We start from the raw sequence: 18,222 nt of genomic DNA on the forward strand, positions 1-18,222 counted from the left end.
ATTGTTATGTGTGGAATTGTAGGTTACATCGGTCACAGGGAAGCATACCCTGTAATTATTAAAGGTCTGAGAAGGCTGGAATACAGGGGATATGACAGTGCTGGGGTTGTTCTTTATGACGGCACCGACCTGACATTATGCAAAACCAAAGGTAAAGTTTCTGATCTTGAAGAGAAAGCAGAGAAAGAGATCAGCACTAACGGAAAAATTGGCATTGGCCATACCCGTTGGGCTACCCATGGTGTGCCGAATGATGTAAACTCACACCCGCACTTTTCAAACTCGGGCAACCTGGTAATAGTACACAACGGTATCATAGAAAACTATGAGCCGCTTAAAAAAGAACTTATCAAAAGGGGATACACCTTCCAGTCGGATACCGACACCGAAGTTCTTGTAAACCTGATTGAAGACGTAAAGAAAAAAGAAGGCCTTAAACTGGGTAAAGCGGTACAAGTCGCTTTGAACCAGGTGGTAGGCGCTTATGCTATAGCTGTTTTTGATAAAGAAAGGCCGGGTGAAATTGTTGCTGCCCGTTTAGGAAGCCCGTTAGCTATTGGTGTTGGCAAAGACGAATTCTTTATCGCCTCTGATGCATCACCTTTCATAGAATATACATCGAATGCTATATACCTTGAAGATGAGGAAATGGCAATTGTACGCCTTAACAAGCCTTTAAAAATAAGGAAAATCAAAGATGACTCATTGGTTGACCCTTATATACAGGAGCTTCAGATGAACCTTGAGCAGATAGAAAAAGGCGGTTACGACCACTTTATGCTTAAAGAGATATACGAGCAGCCAAGCGTTATAAAAGATACCTACCGCGGAAGGCTTCATGCCAACGAAGGCCTTATTAAGATGGCCGGTATTGAAGATAACTTGCAAAAATTCCTTAATGCCGACAGGATACTTATCATTGCGTGTGGTACCTCATGGCACGCTGGCCTTGTGGCAGAATATGTTTTTGAGGAATTTACCCGTATACCTGTTGAGGTAGAATATGCTTCGGAATTCCGTTACAGGAACCCTATTATACGCCCTACCGATGTAGTTATCGCTATTTCGCAATCCGGCGAAACTGCGGATACACTTGCAGCCATTAAACTTGCAAAACAGAATGGTGCTTTCGTATTTGGTGTTTGTAACGTAGTTGGTTCATCTATATCCCGTGAAACCGATGCAGGCGCTTATACGCATGCCGGTCCGGAGATCGGTGTGGCTTCTACAAAAGCATTTACAACACAAATAACTGTGCTTACACTTATCGCGCTTCGTTTGGCACAGGCTAAGGGTACGATGAACAACTCGGTGTACCACAGGTACCTGCAGGAGCTGGAGCTTATGCCGGAGAAAGTGGCTGAAGCGCTTATGACCAACGATGCCGCACAGGCTATTGCCGCTATTTATAAAGATGCACCAAACTGCCTTTACCTGGGCAGGGGATACAACTTCCCGGTGGCACTTGAAGGCGCGCTTAAGCTAAAAGAAATATCCTATATCCACGCAGAGGGCTATCCTGCTGCCGAGATGAAACACGGCCCTATCGCGCTTATCGACGAGCAGATGCCGGTGGTTATCATTGCACAGAAACAGGAACACTACGACAAGATAGTGAGCAACATACAGGAGATAAAATCAAGGAGCGGAAAGATCATTGCCATTGTAACAAAAGGCGACGTTCAGGTAAGAGGCCTTGCCGACCACGTGATCGAAGTGCCGGATACTATCGATGCATTATCGCCATTGGTTACCACCATACCACTACAGCTGCTTTCGTACCACATAGCGGTTATGAGGGGCTGTAACGTAGACCAGCCGAGGAATTTGGCGAAGTCGGTTACAGTGGAGTAATCATTTCGATATAAATTATAAAAGCCGTTGGAAATTTTTTCAACGGCTTTTTTGCGTTATAAAATTTCTTACGTTTGCCATATAACCAATATACCAACCATGAAAAAGTTTTTCCTGACCGCCCTTATGCTTATCCCTATCCTTTCTTTCGCTCAAAGCAGATTCATTGAAGTGGAAGTAACCGACACCATTGCCTTAAAGCCGCTTAGCTTCCAGGTAAATGTTTACCTTGAGAGTTATGATTATACTATGGCCGTTGATACCATAACTACCGTATATGAAGATAATTATGATCCTATGGCCGAGCAGGAAAAAGAAAAGAACAAACTTCAGGAGATAAAAAGAAAACTGGAGGTCAAAAAACACAAAGTCGGCCCGCTTAGCGATTCGAAAGGCAGCCTTTTCAATAAAAGGCTTTATTGGAGCGATCCAAAAGGATGGACAGTTATAGTAAATGGCGAGTCAGAAGTCCAAAAGATCAAGGATATGTTCACCTCAAATAATGACATTCGGACAGAGGTTTCGGTTTTAAAATATGCTGATGAGCTGAAAGCGGAGGAGCAATTGATTAAAAAGCTCATGGACAAAGCCAAGGCCAGGGCTGCGGTTATTGGATCCTATTCCGGATTAAAGCCGGGAAGGATACTCGAAGTGAAGGAAGGTAAGCAGGGTGGAGGATTTGACATGGAATCCTACATGAAAGAAATGTTGAAGATGAGCCGCGGTACTCAGGATGACGGCAATTATACAGGCAGTTTATCTAAAACTTTTGTGGTGAAGTTTGCGGCGGAGTAAGCTTATATAATTTTATTAAAAAAGCATATAAATAATTCTTTAACAGATTTTTAATTGTTAAAATTTTATAAATTTATTTCAAAATCAGATTATGAAAGAAATAAAAATTGAGCATTTGGCATATCTCCTAAAACAAGCCAAGCAAAATAATCAACCTCAACCGATATTCTTTTTGGGTGCGGGGGCTTCATGCACGGGAAATATCCCTCTGGCAGGCGAAATAATAGATAAAATATTAGAAGATTATACTGACAGTCCGTTCATTAAAAATTTATCTTTAGAAGAAAGGACTTATGCAAAGTTAATGAATTGTTTACTGCCAGCTCAAAGAGATGAGCTTTTAAAAGGCTATATAAGAAATGCTAAAATAAATGTAACCCATATTTATTTAGCACAATTATTACGCGAAAATTTTGTTGATTATGTCCTTACGGTAAATTTTGATAACCTAATGTTGAGAGCCCTTGCATTATATAATATATTTCCTGCAACATATGACATGGCTATTTTAAAAGATTTAACCACTACAACATTTAAGGAAAAATCAGTAGTGTATCTTCATGGACAAAATCATGGACTTTGGTTATTGAATACACAGGAAGAATTGAATAAAGTCAAAAATATTGCACCCCGAATTTTTGACTCTATAAAGAATGGACGTCCTTGGGTTTTTATTGGATATAGTGGTGAAGACCCAATTTTCGATCATATTAGAAGATTAGGAAGATTTGATAATGGCCTATTTTGGGTTTCTTATAATAATCACAATCCTAAGGAAAATGTACAAGACTTTCTTTCAAAACCAAATACAAATGCATTTTTAATTAAGGGATATGATTCCGATTCATTTATGTTTAAACTTTGTAGTGAATTGGATTTAAGTCAGGTTGATATTATAAGTAACCCATTTACTGCCTTAGAAGAAATGCTTGACAACATTGTGGACATTGATGATAAAGAACATTTTAAAGGAGCTAACGAACGGTTGAAAATTTCTAAAGAAGAAGTTGGAAAAGCAAAATTACAATTTGAAATTAGAAAGGTGGGATCTAAAGATTTTGAACACTCTCAAGTTGATTTATTAAAAAAAGAAATAATAAATTTAATTGTAACAGAAAATTATAATGGAACTCATATTACTGATATTGAAAATCAAGCTAAAGGAATTGATGACTTAAGTGTTAAAAATTTACTTTCAGATTTATATTTCAATTGGGGAAACTATTTGGCGGATATTGCAGATGCTGAAAAAGCAGAGCAAAAGATAGCACTTTTTGGTGAAATATTTAAAAAATTCCAAAAAGCGATCGAAATAAAACCAAATTACGAAGAGGCTTGGTATAATTGGGGAATATGCATTGCCAATCTAGCAGAAATTACAGAAGGAAAGGAAAAGGACGAATTATTTAACCAAGCATTCGAAAAATACCAAAAAGCGATTAAAATAAAAGCCGATTATAAAGATGCCTGGTTCAGTTGGGCAAGTGATTTAGGCAGCTTTGCAGAAACTAAAGAAGGTGAAGAAAAGGAAAATCTTCTTCATCAGGCATTTGAAAAATACCAAAAAGCTATTGAAATTAAACCACACTATAAAACTTGGTTTAATTGGGCTACTGATTTAGGTAATCTTGCTGATGTTAAAAAGGGTAAAGAAAGAGAAGAATTGTTTCATCAAGCATTCGAAAAGTATCAAAAATCTATTGAAATGAAGCCTAAATATAAGGAAGCTTGGAATAATTGGGGCGCAGATTTAGCAAATCTGGCACTAACCAGGGATGGCAAAGAAAAAGAAGAATTAGTTGGTCAAGCATTTGAAAAATATCGAAAAGCAATTGAGTTGGGAGGTGACTGTTATAATTTATCTTGTTTATATTCAATCCAAGACAATAAGGAAAGCGCTTTACATTATTTAGAAGCAAGCTTAGAGAGAAATGAAATATCATCCTCATTTGTCGAAAAAGATGATGATTGGGCAAAGTTCTTAGATGATTCGGATTTTATAGCTGTTTTAGACAAATACAGATAATTCAAAACCAGAAACACAATTTACCCATTTTCTCAAAATGACCGCTTTAAAAGCATACTTCCAATCCATATTCCCACTATTGCCCTCTTTTATTAAAAAAAACTCAAAATTAAAATTGCATATTTCATGAAGAAAAAACTATCTTTGCACTCGAAAAAATAAGGTTTTTTCGCAAATCGTAAATAGCTGTTTAATAAATACATAAGCAATGTCTAAAGTAATAGGAAAAGTTGCACAGATCATCGGGCCGGTTGTTGACGTAGTGTTCAACACACAGGATGCCGAGCTTCCAAAGATCTATGATTCATTAGAGATCACTAAGAAAGATGGTACAAAATTAATCCTTGAAGTACAGTCTCACGTGGGTGAAGACACTGTTCGTACTATCTCGATGGACTCCACTGACGGTTTGAGCAGGGGCCAGGAAGTTATTGGTACAGGTGCCCCAATCCAGATGCCGATAGGCGGGGATGTGTACGGCCGCTTGTTTAATGTAATAGGCGACGCTATTGACGGCCTTGGCGATTTGCCAAAGTCAGGCGCAGACGGACTTCCGATCCACCGCCAGGCACCAAGATTCGAAGACCTTTCAACTTCATCAGAAGTTTTATTCACAGGTATCAAAGTAATCGACCTTATCGAGCCTTATGCAAAAGGTGGTAAAATTGGTCTTTTCGGTGGTGCCGGTGTTGGTAAAACCGTATTGATCCAGGAGTTGATCAACAATATTGCAAAAGGCCACGGTGGTCTTTCCGTATTCGCAGGAGTAGGTGAAAGGACACGTGAAGGAAACGACCTTCTTCGTGAGATGCTTGAGTCAGGGATCATCAAGTATGGTGACGACTTCATGCACTCTATGGAGAACGGCGGATGGGATCTTAGCAAAGTAGATAAACCGGGTATGAGGCAGTCGAAAGCTACCTTCGTATTCGGACAGATGAATGAGCCACCTGGGGCACGTGCACGTGTTGCGCTTTCAGGCCTTACCATCGCTGAGTACTTCCGTGACGGAGCGGGTGACGGACAAGGAAAAGACGTTCTTTTCTTCGTAGACAACATCTTCCGTTTTACACAGGCAGGTTCTGAGGTGTCTGCACTTCTTGGACGTATGCCGTCTGCGGTAGGGTACCAGCCAACGCTTGCAACAGAGATGGGTGCAATGCAGGAGCGTATTACCTCTACCAAAAAAGGTTCGATTACATCGGTTCAGGCGGTTTACGTGCCTGCGGATGACCTTACCGACCCGGCACCGGCTACAACCTTTGCCCACCTTGATGCAACAACAGTACTTTCCCGTAAAATTGCCGAGCTTGGTATCTATCCTGCGGTTGACCCATTGGACTCAACTTCAAGGATCCTTACACCGCTTATCCTTGGCGATGAGCACTACAACTGTGCACAAAGGGTTAAAGAGATACTTCAGAAATACAAGCAGCTTCAGGATATCATCGCGATTCTTGGTATGGAAGAGCTTAGCGAGGAAGATAAACTGTCGGTATCACGCGCTCGTCGTGTTCAGCGTTTCCTTTCGCAGCCGTTCCACGTTGCAGAACAGTTTACAGGTATCCCTGGGGTACTGGTAGACATCAAAGACACCATCAAAGGATTCAACATGATCATCGACGGTGAACTTGACCACCTTCCGGAAGCGGCCTTCAACCTTAAAGGTACCATTGAAGACGTTATCGAGGCAGGACAAAAAATGTTGACTGAAGCGTAATTAGTTTACAGTTTACAGTTTACAGTTAACAGCGATGTTGGCTGTCGGCGAGGCAACTGTTAACCGTTAACTTATAACTTACAACTATTATGTTATTATTAGAAATAGTATCGCCGGAAGGCCATTTGTTTAAGGGAGGCGTTACTTCGGTAACCGTTCCCGGCTCAGACGGCGAATTCCAGATGTTGAACCACCACGCGAATATCGTTGCGGTACTCGTGGAGGGAACCATCAAGATAGCTGTCCCTGATTTCAAGACCAACAAGGATTTTTCTGTTAAGTTCAACAAATCAGAAAAAGACCAGAAGTTCCTGCTTCACATAAAATCAGGCACCCTGGAGCTCAAAGACAACAGGATCATTATTTTGGTTGACTAAGTTCAGCCAATAAAAATATAGAAGCCCCTTTCAGGAATGAGAGGGGCTTTTTTGTAGTATTGCAATGTGGATTATAAAGAAAGAGATATTCTGATAAGTGATGGCAGGTTGCCGCTCTGGTCTAAAATTTTAGGCTGGATATGTCTCATTGTAGGCTGTGCATTATGTTACATTACATTTATGCAGAACGATCCTTTCTCATGCTTTTTAATCGCATTACTCACTATTGACTTTGTCTTTATGCTCTGGATGGTTATATACATAAAGTTTGATGTAGCGGGGAGAAGATTTAAAAAGGAATACACCGTTGGATTACTACGATTAGGCATGTGGAGAAAGCTGCCCCAAATAGACTATATTTCTGTATTCAAACAGTTAGGTAGCAGTGACGAAGGTGAATCCCTGTTTATACGGTATGATGTAAATGTATGGTATAATGACACAAAGCACTTCACGATATATACCCATCCAGATAAGAGCCAGTCTTATTCAATGGCGATGCGTCTAGCAGTAAAATTAAATGTCGATATGCTTGATGCCACTATCCCTAATGATTTTAAATGGGTTGAACTTCCGGTAAAGGATATTTGCATTTAATTTCTGCTGTTCCGTTGTATTAACTTATAAGCGGAATAAATAATGGCAATGACACTTATACCTATTATTCCTATAAGAATATCAATTGTAAGGCAAAGATCCCTGCCTGAAGTCAGTGAAATGCAGTCGCCATAATCCTTCACTTCATACTTAAGGCTCACCATTGTATTGAGTATCCCGAATGCACTTAAAGCTATCAGGATAAGACTTATGATAATCGCAATTATATATTTTCCCATTTAATATGTTTTTAATTTTCCTCTACAAACTCCATAATATCCCCCGGCTGGCAGTCCAGCACTTCGCATATCGCCTCAAGCGTAGAGAAGCGTATCGCCTTCGCCTTCCCGGTTTTCAGGATGGAGAGGTTGGCCGTAGTGATGCCGACTTTATCGGCCAGTTCATTGGATCGCATTTTGCGCTTGGCCAGCATAACGTCAAGGTTGATGATGATAGGCATGGCTTATATAGTTAGTTCGTTTTCCTGCTGCAGTTCGTAACCGTAGTTAAGGAGCTTACTCAGCACTACCAATGAAAGCCCGATGAATACTACCGCAAGATTTACATCATAGCTTATATCCAGGTGCATAACCTGTAGTGAGCCCGGCGTACCTGCGGTTTCCTGGTAATAAGTGACCGCTTCGATAAATTGCATTACCAGGGCCCCGGTAGCGAACAATAGCAGCTGGTATATCAGCAGGCAGTTACCGATCTTCCATATAGCACGGCTAAGGTTGCTATTAAATGAAAAGTCGTTTTTGAGCTTTCTGAATAGTAACGTAAGCTGAAATAGGATAAAAATGATGCATAGCATGAACGAATAATTTCGCACGGCAAGGACAATAGTCAGCCAAATGCTGTCAGGCTTAATGGATAGGTACGCCTCTACGCGTGCCGGTGACAAGGTAACTTTGCCAACATTAGCATTAAAATTATCTGATGTCGTTACTTTTTTTGTTTGCAGGGTAAGGATCTTAGCATAGGTAGTGTCGTTTAAAACGGAATTGATCTCTGACCTGCTGAAACCTGTGCACGCGCCATCCTGTATAATTATGGAACCTGATTCGAAGGAAGATCTGCCGGATAAATTTTTTCGGTTAAAATTTATAACGGTATCAAATGTCGTGACCCGCATATTGGCAGACATGTTATAGCCGGTTAGATGATTTGGATAGGGGGTAAAATTATCGAGCTTCTTTTTTTGAAATATATCGAAACCAACTATCATGGCGAAATATAGTATAGCGATCCCCAACATTACTGCCGAGATATAATATAGCCTGGAAACCAATCGGTCTTTGCGTTGTTGCTTTTCCATAATTATATCGTTAATTCGTTCTCTTCCTGTATGAACGCACCACGCTCTGCCATGCCGGAAACAAGGTAAATAAATTTCCCGATAAGGTATATGGCGAGAAACGAGGGTATTTCGCGGAAGAAGATCGTGAGGTCAAAGTACAGCAGGCTGCCCATGGTGCAAAATAGCAGGTATTTTGACTTGGCAAAAATAATGACCGTCGCCGCCGCTTTACGAAAAGCTTCATCCTGTCCGGCTTCAAACATGCCTCCTTGTTTAATGCGTTTAAGGCTTTTGTGAAATCGCTGTAACCCGGTCACGCAGTAAATGAGCAATGCCGCATAGACAATACAAAAAGCGGACCCGTACCACTCGTTGTTACGGTAGGGCGTGGCTTTGGCCAATGGCGTAAAATAGTCGCTGAAAAATTCTTTAACTAACAAATGGCCGTCTTCAAAATGGAATAGTATGGCCATTGCTAAATGGAAAAAGGCCATGCACGAAGCGATTACTATTGCGGCGCGTACGGCCAGCGCGATAATGTTGATGTGATGTCTCATAATTATACAGTCAGGTCATTTTCTTCTTTAATATCTTTTGCCATTTGGAATACCTCACTCAACACCATAAAGAATAGTCCGAGTATCAGTACAAAAAGGGTGTCGGAATTGAAATTGATATTGAATCTGCCCAGGATTATAGTATTGTACAGAAATTCGGAACCAATTTTTATGAAAAACCCGATCAATATGGCTTTACCGGTCTGGTCGAGCAGAGTGATCACTTTCTCGTGGAAAATCTGCTTTTTCTCAAAATGGCCCAGCACCGATTTAAAAAGGTAAAGCGCATAGGTATAAAACCCAAATGCGGTTATTTCCGCGGCAAAAAGGAGGTAATCTTCAGCTGCCATAGATGCTGCGGCAACGCCATTTATTTTAAAGGGAACCTTATCCGGCATAACCAAAGCTATGAGAAGGAATGGGATACAAAAAAATACACCAATAATGGCAAGGATTAAAAGGATGCCGGTAAGTGTTTTGAGTAGTGGTAATCTTTTCATGGTAACAGGATTTATATTGTTGCAAATATAATTAAATTATCGAAAAACAATAATTAATTGTTGTTTTTCATTTGAATTTGCTTTTTGGTATCCTGTTTTCTACATTTGAGATATGAAAGGCTTCCCGAAATCACTACAGGCAAAACTCGATCAGCGTAAGGATACAAATGCCGTGCGGAGACTATCTGATCCGGGTAACCTTATTGATTTTTCTTCTAATGATTATTTGGGTTTTTCGGCCAACAGGGAAATTTTCGACAATGCCCACCAGTATCTGTTAGAGAATAATTTTACACAGAATGGCGCAACGGGTTCACGGCTTATCTCCGGTAACCACAGGCTTTATACTGTTACAGAAAACTATATAGCACAGTTCCATAACGCAGAAAGCGCGCTCATTTTCAATTCCGGGTATGATGCTAATGTTGGGTTCTTCTCGTCAGTACCGCAAAAGGGTGATATCGTGTTGTATGACGAATACATCCATGCCTCCATACGGGATGGGCTGCGGCTTTCGAATGCCTCGGCTTATAAATTTCCTCATAATGACTTAGGTGCTCTTGAAAAGCACGTGCAGAAGTTCATGCAAAACGATTTTACAGGGGAAATTTACATTGTAACCGAATCGGTTTTCTCTATGGATGGTGACAGCCCTGATTTGGACAATCTTGTTGCTTTAGCTACAGCCAATAATTGCAGGCTTGTTATTGACGAAGCTCATGCCCTAGGGGTTTTTGGAGAAAAAGGGCAGGCGCTGGTCCAACACCTTAGGCTGGAAGATAAGGTCTTCGCCCGGATAGTCACCTTTGGGAAAGGCTTAGGTTGCCATGGGGCGGCAGTGCTGGGTTGGGCACCGCTCAAGGAATATTTGGTCAATTTTGCACGCAGCCTTATCTATACAACAGCCTTGCCGCCGCACAGTCTTGCCACGATCTTGGAGGCTTATAAAACGTTGGAGAGCACTCCCGAACGAAACAGGCTGGCAGTTATTATTGACTTTTTTAAATCCGAGATCAACAGATTTGAACTGGGATCTTTCTTTATTGAAAGTGATTCGGCCATACATTGTGCTGTTGTACCCGGTAACGAAACAGTAAAAAATAGTGCATCCGTTTTGCAGGAAAATGGTTTCGGTGTAAAAGCGATATTATCGCCAACGGTACCGCAGGGCAGGGAAAGGCTTCGCATCTGCCTGCACAGCTATAATACCGAAGTCGAAATAACAAGGATGCTGGCGTTACTTAGTAAATGTTTAAATTAAAAAATAAACTGGCAACTTAGACGTTGCGGTGCAACGCCTCTATTCCGCGTCAAATAGTAAACGACTTTTGATGAAATCCCAATGTAGAGGCGTTGCATTGCAACGTCTACCACAGGACACAAATATTAAGCATTTACTTCAGCCTCAGCTTTAGCTGCCTGCGACTTCGCGCGCCGCTCCCGCCGCTTGAACCAGTTGCTGTCTTCTTCACCAAACAGGTAAGCATAGGGCTGCGTATCAGGGCTTAGTTCGAATAGTTTTTTCAATATGGCAATACTCGGGATTATGAGTATCATACCCATGACGCCCCATATATAGCCACCTATAAGCAGGCCTATGAATGTTACCAATGCGTTGAGGTTTACGTTGCCCCCGGTTATTTTTGGTGTCAGGAACGCACTCTCCAGCAACTGGATAAACGTAAAGGCAACCACGATGGCAATGGGATAAAAAGCGCTGTCTTTGGTTAATAAGGCAAAAAAGAAAGGAAGCGCAGCGCCAAGAGATGGCCCGAGATACGGAATGATATTAAGCATCCCTGCGAACATCCCAAAGAATATGGCGTGTTCTATCCCCAAGGCAAAAAGCACGGCAGTATTGACCACACCAAGGATAAGCATTACTTTTCCCGATCCCATAAGGTAAGCATGTACAATTTTACGGATAGAGGTCATTTTTTCCAGCAACCCGTCATTGTTTTGCCTGCGGAATACTTTAGTGATAAAAATTGCGAGGTGGTCCCTGTAAATGAGCAGAAAGAAAATGAACACGGGCAGCAGGATGATATCCGACAGCGTGCCGATAGTTGTAAATACCAGTTTTGTGGCGCTTGTGTTCTCGGGCTGTACGATCGCTACAGCCTTTTCCATTTCAAAGCCATTGCGCATACCCAGGTCAAAGCCAAAAGTATCCAGACACCAGTTATTCGCGGAAATTACCAAGGCGTTAACCTTATCGGACATGTTGGTGCCGACATCGTTCATAAAACCCCTTATCTGGAAATAGGCAAACATGACTATGCCGGCTATCAGGCCAATAAAGAGTAAAAGGCAGATAAAGGCGCTTATGGAACGTGGTATTTTCCTGCGTTCCAAAAAGTTGCAGGAAGAAGTGAGCAGCATCGCGATGTAACCGGATATGAACAGCGGCACCAGCAGCTTTTTGGCTACTATCATAAAGAACACGATAATAATGATGAGCAGGGCTATATAAACCGATTTTATATAGTTCGGTACCTTTAGTGTATCCATATCAGTAAAAACGTGTTAAATTTTAAAATTATCCAATCAAAATTAATAATTGTAAAATCACTTATTGATAATATTATATTAAAATTATGTTTATGGATGCATGCATCTAAGTCCCCAAACGTTTTTAAAACCTTTGGGGTCTTGGATGCTGTATGATTTAGTAAATTTGTGATTTAAAAAATAAAAATGAAACTATTCATAACCGGCATAGGGACTGATGTAGGCAAGACTATCGCCTCAGCTATCATTACCGAAGCCCTTGAAGCCGATTACTGGAAACCCATACAGGCAGGCGACCTGGACAATAGCGACAGCGATAAGGTGGAGCGCTATATCTCTAATCCAAAAACGCAGCTATTTCCGAACAGTTATGCCTTAAAAACGCCTGCCAGTCCACACCTCGCTGCTGAGCTGGACGGAATTTCTATTGATATTAAAAACATAAAAGAACCCAAAACCAAAAACCATCTTGTCATTGAAGGAGCAGGAGGGGTCTTTGTTCCGTTGAATGATAGAGGTACGGTTATCGACCTCATACAGCCTGATCATAAGGTTGTGGTGGTGAGCAGGCATTACCTGGGGAGCATCAACCATACGCTGCTCACCATCGAAGCCCTGAAAAACAGGAATAGTACCATAGCCGGGATCGTTTTTAACGGAGATGAAAATAAGCCTACAGAAGAGATCATCCTCCAAAAGACCGGGCTTCAAATGATAGGCAGGATCGATGATGAACCGTATTTTGATAAGAACGTGATCCTTGACTATGCCGACAGGTTCAGGGAAAATCTATTGAATTTATAATGAGCATACAAGAAAGAGACAGCCAGTACCTTTGGCATCCTTATACACAGCACAAAACCGCTGCCCCACCCATTGCCATAACCCGTGGCGAAGGTGCTCTGCTTTGGGATGAAAATGGCAAACAATACATTGACGCTATTGCCTCATGGTGGGTCAATCCTTACGGGCACAGTAACAAATATATTGCCGACGCTATTTACAAGCAGCTTACGTCGCTGGAGCACGTGCTCTTTGGTGGCTTTACGCATGAACCCGCTGTAGTATTGGCTGAAAGGCTGATGCCGCTGCTTCCCGATAACCAGAAAAAACTGTTCTTTTCGGATAACGGTTCCACTGCTGTGGAAGTTGCCCTGAAAGTCGCCCTGCAATACTTTTATAATAAAGGGGAAAAGAGAACCAAAATAATAGCTTTCGAAAACGCCTTTCATGGCGATACTTTTGCGGCAATGGCGGCCAGCGGTATTTCTTTTTTCACCGAGGCGTTCCGTGGCTCGCTGATAGAAGTGACCCGCATTCCCGTACCACTAAAAGACAGTGAACGGGAAAGTATTAAAGCTTTGCAGGAGCTAGTAGCCACCAACGACTACGCTGCGTTTATCTTCGAGCCATTGGTACAGGGAGCGGCAGGCATGGTAATGTACAAACCTGAAGCGCTCGACAGCCTGATGAGTATTTGCAAAAGCAATGGCATCTTCACTATCGCTGACGAAGTAATGACCGGCTTTGGCAAGACAGGAAAAAACTTTGCGTGTGATTACCTGAAAGAACAACCTGACATGATGTGCCTTTCCAAAGCGCTCACGGGCGGCACGATACCGATGTCTATCACTACTTTTACACAGGAATTATTCGATGGCTTTTATGATGATGATGTTAACAAAGCCCTGTTCCACGGGCACACCTTTACGGCCAACCCTACGGGTTGTGCTGCTGCGATTGCCAGCCTTGAGTTATTGCAGACTGTCGAAATGCAGGAAAACATTCAACGCATTAACAGAAAGCATCTTTTGTTTAAGGAAGAAATGGAGAAACATCCGCGCGTAAAGCAGGCCAGGGTACTCGGTGTTATTTTCGCACTGGATATCGACCGTGGCAATGAGGGCTATTATGGTGATTTCCGGAACAGGCTTTACGATTTCTTTATAGTGCACGGGGTTGTCCTGAGGCCTGTTGGCAGTACCATTTACATCCTTCCGCCTTATATTATCAGCAATGAATTGTTAGGGACTATTTATAATGTCATAAAGCAGGCAATAGAAGAGATCGTATAGACGGGCTTTTTATTCAGTCGGAAAATATTATATAGGCCATTTTGCAGCCAGTTTAGAGAACTTTAAATACTTCATTACCTACTTTTGTAAAAAATACAACATTGGCAACACCTATTTCCATCATCTCTATAGGCTCTGTATCACCACTGGGCAGTAACCCGGAGGAGATTTGGGGTAACTATCTGGATGAAAGATCATTTATAAGCAACATCGCAATTGGAGATACTAATGTGCCCGTTGCAAAGCTATCCGAAAAACTACAGGACGAGGTTGCCGCGCTCAAAAATTCCAATCCCAATTACCGCCACCTCGACAATTCTGTGCTGTATGCCATCCTTGCATCAAGATGGGCTTTGGCCGGAACGGATTGGAAGGATGACGATTTTGGCATCAATATAGGCTCCTCGCGTGGAGCAACCGGCCTGTTCGAAAAACACCATGCCGAATTCGTAAAAACAGGTGTCACCAGTGCCCATGCTTCACCAGCTACGACCCTAGGCAACATTGCCTCGTGGGTGGCGCAGGACCTGAAAAGTACAGGACCTGATATATCGCATTCCATAACCTGCTCTACCGCCCTGCATGCTGTATTGAATGGCGTGGCCTGGCTTCGAAGCGGCATGGCAACGAGGTTCCTTGTGGGTGGCAGCGAAGCGCCCTTGACGCCTTTTACAATTGCCCAGATGCAGGCCATGAAAATTTATTCTTCGCTTAACGGTGATTATCCATGCCGGGCGCTCGACCTTGAAAAGAGATATAACTCGATGGTGCTTGGCGAAGGTGCCGCAATGGCTTGCCTTGAAATTGGGAAACATCCTAAAGCGATTGCTTTTATTGACGGTGTTGGCTATGCCACGGAAACCCTGCAGCACAGTGTATCCATTTCGGCAGATGCGGATTGCCTGCAGAGATCGATGCGAATGGCATTGAAAGACACCGATATTTCTGAGGTTGATGCTGTGGTGATGCATGCTCCCGGGACCGTAAAAGGCGACCTGTCAGAATATAAAGCGATACAGGAAGTATTTGGTAAAAACCTCCCGCTGCTCACAACCAACAAATGGAAAACTGGCCATACCTTCGGCGCTTCGGGGCTGCTGAACCTGGAGCTTGCCGTATTCATGTTGCAGCACAACAGGTTTATAGACGTACCGTTCTACCAACAGCAAACCGGCAGAGACATTAAAAAAGTGCTGGTAAATGCGGTAGGTTTTGGAGGGAATGCCGTGAGTATCCTCGTCTCGAAGGAATTAAAAACGGTATCTGAAACTTAGCAGCACATATCTGGGCAGTAATCGATAGGAATTTGTAGAGTATCCTACATCAGATATGCTATAGGTAGTAAATACATCCGTATTAAATAAATTCCTTCCGTCAAGGCCAACAGAATATTTATCTTTTTGAAATGAATAAACAGCCTCAAGGTCGGCGAAAAAATAATTGTTGTTCCTGTCCAGACCGCCAAAGTAGTAGTGTTCGGCTTTTGCTTTGATATCCAGCCTGTCCCCCAGGGCGTACATCAAATCCAGAAAACTGAATTTTGAGGTGTTATTAAAAGTAAAATCCGATTTTACCTTCGAAAAATTCCATTCAGTGCCTGCCTTAAAATTAAAGGGCGACTTAAAACTGCTCATCCAGCTAAAATTGACCACCTGCGAGTATAATATATTTTTCCGCAGGCCGGATTCGTTCACCACGTTGTAATATATTGTACGGTCGGCAGTAGCGGACAGCGCTGCAGAACCTCTTAACGATCGAATTACATAATGCAAGCTTATATTTCCACCGGCCCTGTTGCCGCCCCGCATAACGAATGCGTCTGAAAGCGAATTGTTTTGATTAAGGCTGCTCCGGTAGGAGATAACATCATTTTGCTGTGAATAGGTGAGCCCGCCGGAAAAGCTGTAACGGTTAAGATAGTGCTTTGTAGAATAACTGATGTTTGCCGAAGAGCGTTCCAGTTGGTTAAAATAGCCTAGTCCCCGGCTGAAGCCCCGGGAAGAAGTGAGGAGGTAGGTGTCGTTTACCTGGAGAATATCGCTGTTAACAACATTATACATATACGTAGCCTGCAATGTATTATCAGGGGTTAATTCCCAGCCGGCACTAAGTATTGGGTTGATGAAAAATAGATTTTGTGTGGTTGCATTGCCTTCTGCATTTTCAAAACGGTTGAAGAGCTGATGAGCGTTAAGGTTGCCTCCAAGGGTAAACTTTCCTTTCTTCCATGTGTAGCCGCTTTGGGCATAGAGATCCCCCACATTTTGAGAGGCTTTTGCCTGAAATCCTTCAGGATTTATAACCCCGCCATCTGTAAAAAGGCTAAAACGGGTGGCCAGGCCGTCATTATTATTTTCGAAGCCCACGGTAAAAGCAATAAGGTCATCATTTTTCTGTTTCAGCTTAAAGTCTGCCTGTAAGCCGGCATATTGCCTGCTGCTGTTTATATCATTCGCTACAGCATTAATATTGGAATACGAAAAAAGATCGCCCATCAGGTAATCATTGATGCCATAATTTTGGGGCAGGCGGTCGGTAAGGAAACGTGTTTTGAGCAATACTGCATTTCGGCTGCTCCATTTTTGGGTGTAGGTAAGCTGCTGGTCAAAATAGGTGTTTTTAGTCCCGAGATGTTCCACGGTACTAATGCCATTAAAAACAAGGCTGTTTGAAAAATCAGTTTTGCCATTATTAAAAGTGGTAAGGCTTTGCAGCATTTGGGTGTCCGAAAGGTCGCTGCTCAGGTAAGCACTTACATAGCCTTTTCCTAAAGTATTGACTGAATTATTGGTTTCCCTGTTTTCAAAATAAGTGCCTTCAAAATCACTAACGGCTAGTGAATTTTGAAAGGTTCTTAAATTATCGTGTCCTAAAAAGCCGTTAAGCCGCAGCTTGGTTTTGCTGCCCAAAGGGAATATGGTGCTGAAAGTACCCATTTTTGCATTGTTAAACCGAGTGCGCTTCTCATCAATACGCGATACTTTACCACCAAGCGACATTAACTGCGCAGCCCTGCTTCCCATGCCTATAGTCTCAAGGTCGGATGAGTTGTATTGCATCCCGGAAATATTGCCTACAATATCATATCCGGCATTGTTGAGCCCGAAGGAAAAGAAGTTCTTGTAGTTTTTTGCAAAATTCATAAGGTTGCCGGATGCCCTGTAACGGTTTTCGTTGCCATAGCCGGCAGTAAGGTTGCCAAACCAGATGTTGCGAAACTCTTCGCCAATGGTAAGATTGAGCGCCACTGCATCAGAATTTTCCACTCCCTTCAGTAATTTATTTTTCGAATAGTTGCGCAATACTTCTATTTTGTCGAGCGGTTGTGTAGGCATGTTTTTGGTAAGGATAGAATAACCTTTGTTAAAGAGATCATCGCCATCTACCATCACTTTTTCCACCTGGCGATCTCCATATTTTATTGTTCCGTCATCCAGTATAGTAATGCCCGGGATATTTCTCAGCAGGTCTTCCACTACCGATTCGGTCCCCGTACTAAGGGCCTTGGCATCATAGACCAGGGTATCGCCTTTAAGCCGCACGGGTGCCTCGGCCTCAATTACCACTTCCTTAAGTTGCGTATTGCCTTCCGAAAGCGTAAAGTCTTTTGTAATGGTTTTAATGTCCGGACCAATAGCCAGTTCTGCCACCTGTTTTTCATATCCCAGTGAATTTGCCTCAAGGGTATAGGTGCCGGGGGTTTTAACTTCGATGGAATAGCCGCCATTGTTGGCAGATATTGCAAAAGAGACGATTTTACCATTGGCATCTTTTAGCAATAAGGAAACGCCCGGAAGTGTCTCGCCTGATTTTGATGCAATGCGGCCAGAAATTTGAGATTGCCCCTGGGCAAAAGCAGTATAAAGTAAAAAAAATGCTAGTAAGAGTTTTCCCATTCTTTTGTAATTCG

Annotated in this window: 17 protein-coding genes; 10 read left to right on the forward strand and 7 right to left on the reverse strand. The window is 42.3% G+C overall.

Features of this window, described 5'->3' with window-relative positions; all coding sequences use genetic code 11:
• Positions 1-6 precede the first annotated feature (6 nt).
• The 6 genes from glmS to AAEO56_RS10560 all read left to right on the forward strand — a co-directional run bounded on the left by glmS (position 7) and on the right by AAEO56_RS10560 (position 7,369).
• The gene (gene glmS, locus AAEO56_RS10535) at positions 7-1,854 is read left to right on the forward strand and encodes a glutamine--fructose-6-phosphate transaminase (isomerizing) (RefSeq protein WP_341697014.1); all 1,848 of its coding nucleotides are present in this window, start codon (positions 7-9) and stop codon (positions 1,852-1,854) included.
• A 99-nt stretch (positions 1,855-1,953) separates the two neighbouring features.
• Complete coding sequence (locus AAEO56_RS10540; protein ID WP_341697015.1) at positions 1,954-2,649, forward strand: SIMPL domain-containing protein; 696 nt, start codon at positions 1,954-1,956, stop codon at positions 2,647-2,649.
• 91 nt (positions 2,650-2,740) lie between these two features.
• The gene (locus AAEO56_RS10545) at positions 2,741-4,675 is read left to right on the forward strand and encodes a TPR end-of-group domain-containing protein (protein ID WP_341697016.1); all 1,935 of its coding nucleotides are present in this window, start codon (positions 2,741-2,743) and stop codon (positions 4,673-4,675) included.
• Between the two features lie 208 nt (positions 4,676-4,883).
• Positions 4,884-6,395, forward strand: coding sequence for a F0F1 ATP synthase subunit beta (atpD, locus tag AAEO56_RS10550; RefSeq protein WP_341697017.1), 1,512 nt, complete (start codon positions 4,884-4,886; stop codon positions 6,393-6,395).
• 89 nt (positions 6,396-6,484) lie between these two features.
• Positions 6,485-6,772 carry a F0F1 ATP synthase subunit epsilon gene (locus AAEO56_RS10555; protein WP_341697018.1) on the forward strand — a complete coding sequence of 96 codons (288 nt, stop codon included), beginning with the start codon at positions 6,485-6,487 and terminating at the stop codon, positions 6,770-6,772.
• Between the two features lie 180 nt (positions 6,773-6,952).
• The gene (locus tag AAEO56_RS10560; RefSeq protein WP_341697019.1) at positions 6,953-7,369 is read left to right on the forward strand and encodes a hypothetical protein; all 417 of its coding nucleotides are present in this window, start codon (positions 6,953-6,955) and stop codon (positions 7,367-7,369) included.
• On the opposite strand, the gene AAEO56_RS10565 is transcribed toward AAEO56_RS10560, so the two are convergent.
• Genes AAEO56_RS10565 through AAEO56_RS10585 form a run of 5 tightly spaced genes read right to left on the reverse strand, consistent with a single transcriptional unit; the run spans position 7,366 to position 9,726 of the window.
• The gene (locus AAEO56_RS10565; protein WP_341697020.1) at positions 7,366-7,608 is read right to left on the reverse strand and encodes a hypothetical protein; all 243 of its coding nucleotides are present in this window, start codon (positions 7,606-7,608) and stop codon (positions 7,366-7,368) included. The genes AAEO56_RS10560 and AAEO56_RS10565 overlap by 4 nt on opposite strands.
• Before the next feature lie 11 nt (positions 7,609-7,619).
• Positions 7,620-7,829 carry a helix-turn-helix domain-containing protein gene (locus tag AAEO56_RS10570; protein WP_341697021.1) on the reverse strand — a complete coding sequence of 70 codons (210 nt, stop codon included), beginning with the start codon at positions 7,827-7,829 and terminating at the stop codon, positions 7,620-7,622.
• A gap of 3 nt (positions 7,830-7,832) precedes the next feature.
• Complete coding sequence (locus AAEO56_RS10575) at positions 7,833-8,687, reverse strand: DUF2975 domain-containing protein (RefSeq protein ID WP_341697022.1); 855 nt, start codon at positions 8,685-8,687, stop codon at positions 7,833-7,835.
• 2 nt (positions 8,688-8,689) lie between these two features.
• On the reverse strand, positions 8,690-9,226 hold the full coding sequence (locus AAEO56_RS10580) for a hypothetical protein (RefSeq protein ID WP_341697023.1): 537 nt from the start codon (positions 9,224-9,226) through the stop codon (positions 8,690-8,692).
• Positions 9,227-9,228: 2 nt separating this feature from the next.
• The gene (locus tag AAEO56_RS10585; protein ID WP_341697024.1) at positions 9,229-9,726 is read right to left on the reverse strand and encodes a DUF2975 domain-containing protein; all 498 of its coding nucleotides are present in this window, start codon (positions 9,724-9,726) and stop codon (positions 9,229-9,231) included.
• Positions 9,727-9,838: 112 nt separating this feature from the next.
• Here AAEO56_RS10585 and AAEO56_RS10590 point away from each other — a divergent pair, with 112 nt between their 5' ends.
• Positions 9,839-10,987: an aminotransferase class I/II-fold pyridoxal phosphate-dependent enzyme gene (locus AAEO56_RS10590; RefSeq protein WP_341697025.1), complete on the forward strand. Its 1,149-nt coding sequence runs from the start codon at positions 9,839-9,841 to the stop codon at positions 10,985-10,987.
• Between the two features lie 125 nt (positions 10,988-11,112).
• Here the strand turns inward: AAEO56_RS10590 and AAEO56_RS10595 are convergent, their stop codons facing one another.
• Entirely contained in the window at positions 11,113-12,237 is a 1,125-nt protein-coding gene (locus AAEO56_RS10595; protein ID WP_341697026.1) for an AI-2E family transporter, read from the reverse strand.
• 186 nt (positions 12,238-12,423) lie between these two features.
• Here AAEO56_RS10595 and bioD point away from each other — a divergent pair, with 186 nt between their 5' ends.
• The 3 genes from bioD to AAEO56_RS10610 all read left to right on the forward strand — a co-directional run bounded on the left by bioD (position 12,424) and on the right by AAEO56_RS10610 (position 15,586).
• Positions 12,424-13,041, forward strand: a complete 618-nt coding sequence (gene bioD / locus AAEO56_RS10600) for a dethiobiotin synthase (protein WP_341697027.1) — start codon at positions 12,424-12,426, stop codon at positions 13,039-13,041.
• Complete coding sequence (gene bioA, locus AAEO56_RS10605) at positions 13,041-14,312, forward strand: adenosylmethionine--8-amino-7-oxononanoate transaminase (RefSeq protein ID WP_341697028.1); 1,272 nt, start codon at positions 13,041-13,043, stop codon at positions 14,310-14,312. Before bioD ends, bioA begins: the two co-directional genes overlap by 1 nt.
• A gap of 101 nt (positions 14,313-14,413) precedes the next feature.
• Positions 14,414-15,586 carry a beta-ketoacyl synthase N-terminal-like domain-containing protein gene (locus tag AAEO56_RS10610; RefSeq protein ID WP_341697029.1) on the forward strand — a complete coding sequence of 391 codons (1,173 nt, stop codon included), beginning with the start codon at positions 14,414-14,416 and terminating at the stop codon, positions 15,584-15,586.
• Here AAEO56_RS10610 and AAEO56_RS10615 read toward each other — a convergent pair.
• Complete coding sequence (locus AAEO56_RS10615) at positions 15,563-18,208, reverse strand: TonB-dependent receptor (protein ID WP_341697030.1); 2,646 nt, start codon at positions 18,206-18,208, stop codon at positions 15,563-15,565. The two genes, AAEO56_RS10610 and AAEO56_RS10615, sit on opposite strands and share 24 nt — an antisense overlap.
• Between the last annotated feature and the right edge of the window lie 14 nt (positions 18,209-18,222).

It is taken from the genome of Flavobacterium arundinis (genome assembly GCF_038289855.1).
GTDB classification, from domain to species: Bacteria; Bacteroidota; Bacteroidia; order Flavobacteriales; family Flavobacteriaceae; genus Flavobacterium; species Flavobacterium arundinis.

What these genes read in the sequence shown, in the direction of transcription:
- AAEO56_RS10555 (WP_341697018.1), top strand. Translation starts at nt 6,485, where the DNA reads ATGTTATTATTAGAAATAGTATCGCCGGAAGGCCATTTGTTTAAGGGA.
- AAEO56_RS10590 (WP_341697025.1), top strand. Translation starts at nt 9,839, where the DNA reads ATGAAAGGCTTCCCGAAATCACTACAGGCAAAACTCGATCAGCGTAAG.
- AAEO56_RS10585 (WP_341697024.1), bottom strand. Translation starts at nt 9,726, where the DNA reads ATGAAAAGATTACCACTACTCAAAACACTTACCGGCATCCTTTTAATC.
- AAEO56_RS10560 (WP_341697019.1), top strand. Translation starts at nt 6,953, where the DNA reads ATGCAGAACGATCCTTTCTCATGCTTTTTAATCGCATTACTCACTATT.
- AAEO56_RS10575 (WP_341697022.1), bottom strand. Translation starts at nt 8,687, where the DNA reads ATGGAAAAGCAACAACGCAAAGACCGATTGGTTTCCAGGCTATATTAT.
- AAEO56_RS10545 (WP_341697016.1), top strand. Translation starts at nt 2,741, where the DNA reads ATGAAAGAAATAAAAATTGAGCATTTGGCATATCTCCTAAAACAAGCC.
- AAEO56_RS10570 (WP_341697021.1), bottom strand. Translation starts at nt 7,829, where the DNA reads ATGCCTATCATCATCAACCTTGACGTTATGCTGGCCAAGCGCAAAATG.
- bioD (WP_341697027.1), top strand. Translation starts at nt 12,424, where the DNA reads ATGAAACTATTCATAACCGGCATAGGGACTGATGTAGGCAAGACTATC.
- AAEO56_RS10540 (WP_341697015.1), top strand. Translation starts at nt 1,954, where the DNA reads ATGAAAAAGTTTTTCCTGACCGCCCTTATGCTTATCCCTATCCTTTCT.
- atpD (WP_341697017.1), top strand. Translation starts at nt 4,884, where the DNA reads ATGTCTAAAGTAATAGGAAAAGTTGCACAGATCATCGGGCCGGTTGTT.
- AAEO56_RS10615 (WP_341697030.1), bottom strand. Translation starts at nt 18,208, where the DNA reads ATGGGAAAACTCTTACTAGCATTTTTTTTACTTTATACTGCTTTTGCC.
- AAEO56_RS10595 (WP_341697026.1), bottom strand. Translation starts at nt 12,237, where the DNA reads ATGGATACACTAAAGGTACCGAACTATATAAAATCGGTTTATATAGCC.
- bioA (WP_341697028.1), top strand. Translation starts at nt 13,041, where the DNA reads ATGAGCATACAAGAAAGAGACAGCCAGTACCTTTGGCATCCTTATACA.
- glmS (WP_341697014.1), top strand. Translation starts at nt 7, where the DNA reads ATGTGTGGAATTGTAGGTTACATCGGTCACAGGGAAGCATACCCTGTA.
- AAEO56_RS10565 (WP_341697020.1), bottom strand. Translation starts at nt 7,608, where the DNA reads ATGGGAAAATATATAATTGCGATTATCATAAGTCTTATCCTGATAGCT.
- AAEO56_RS10580 (WP_341697023.1), bottom strand. Translation starts at nt 9,226, where the DNA reads ATGAGACATCACATCAACATTATCGCGCTGGCCGTACGCGCCGCAATA.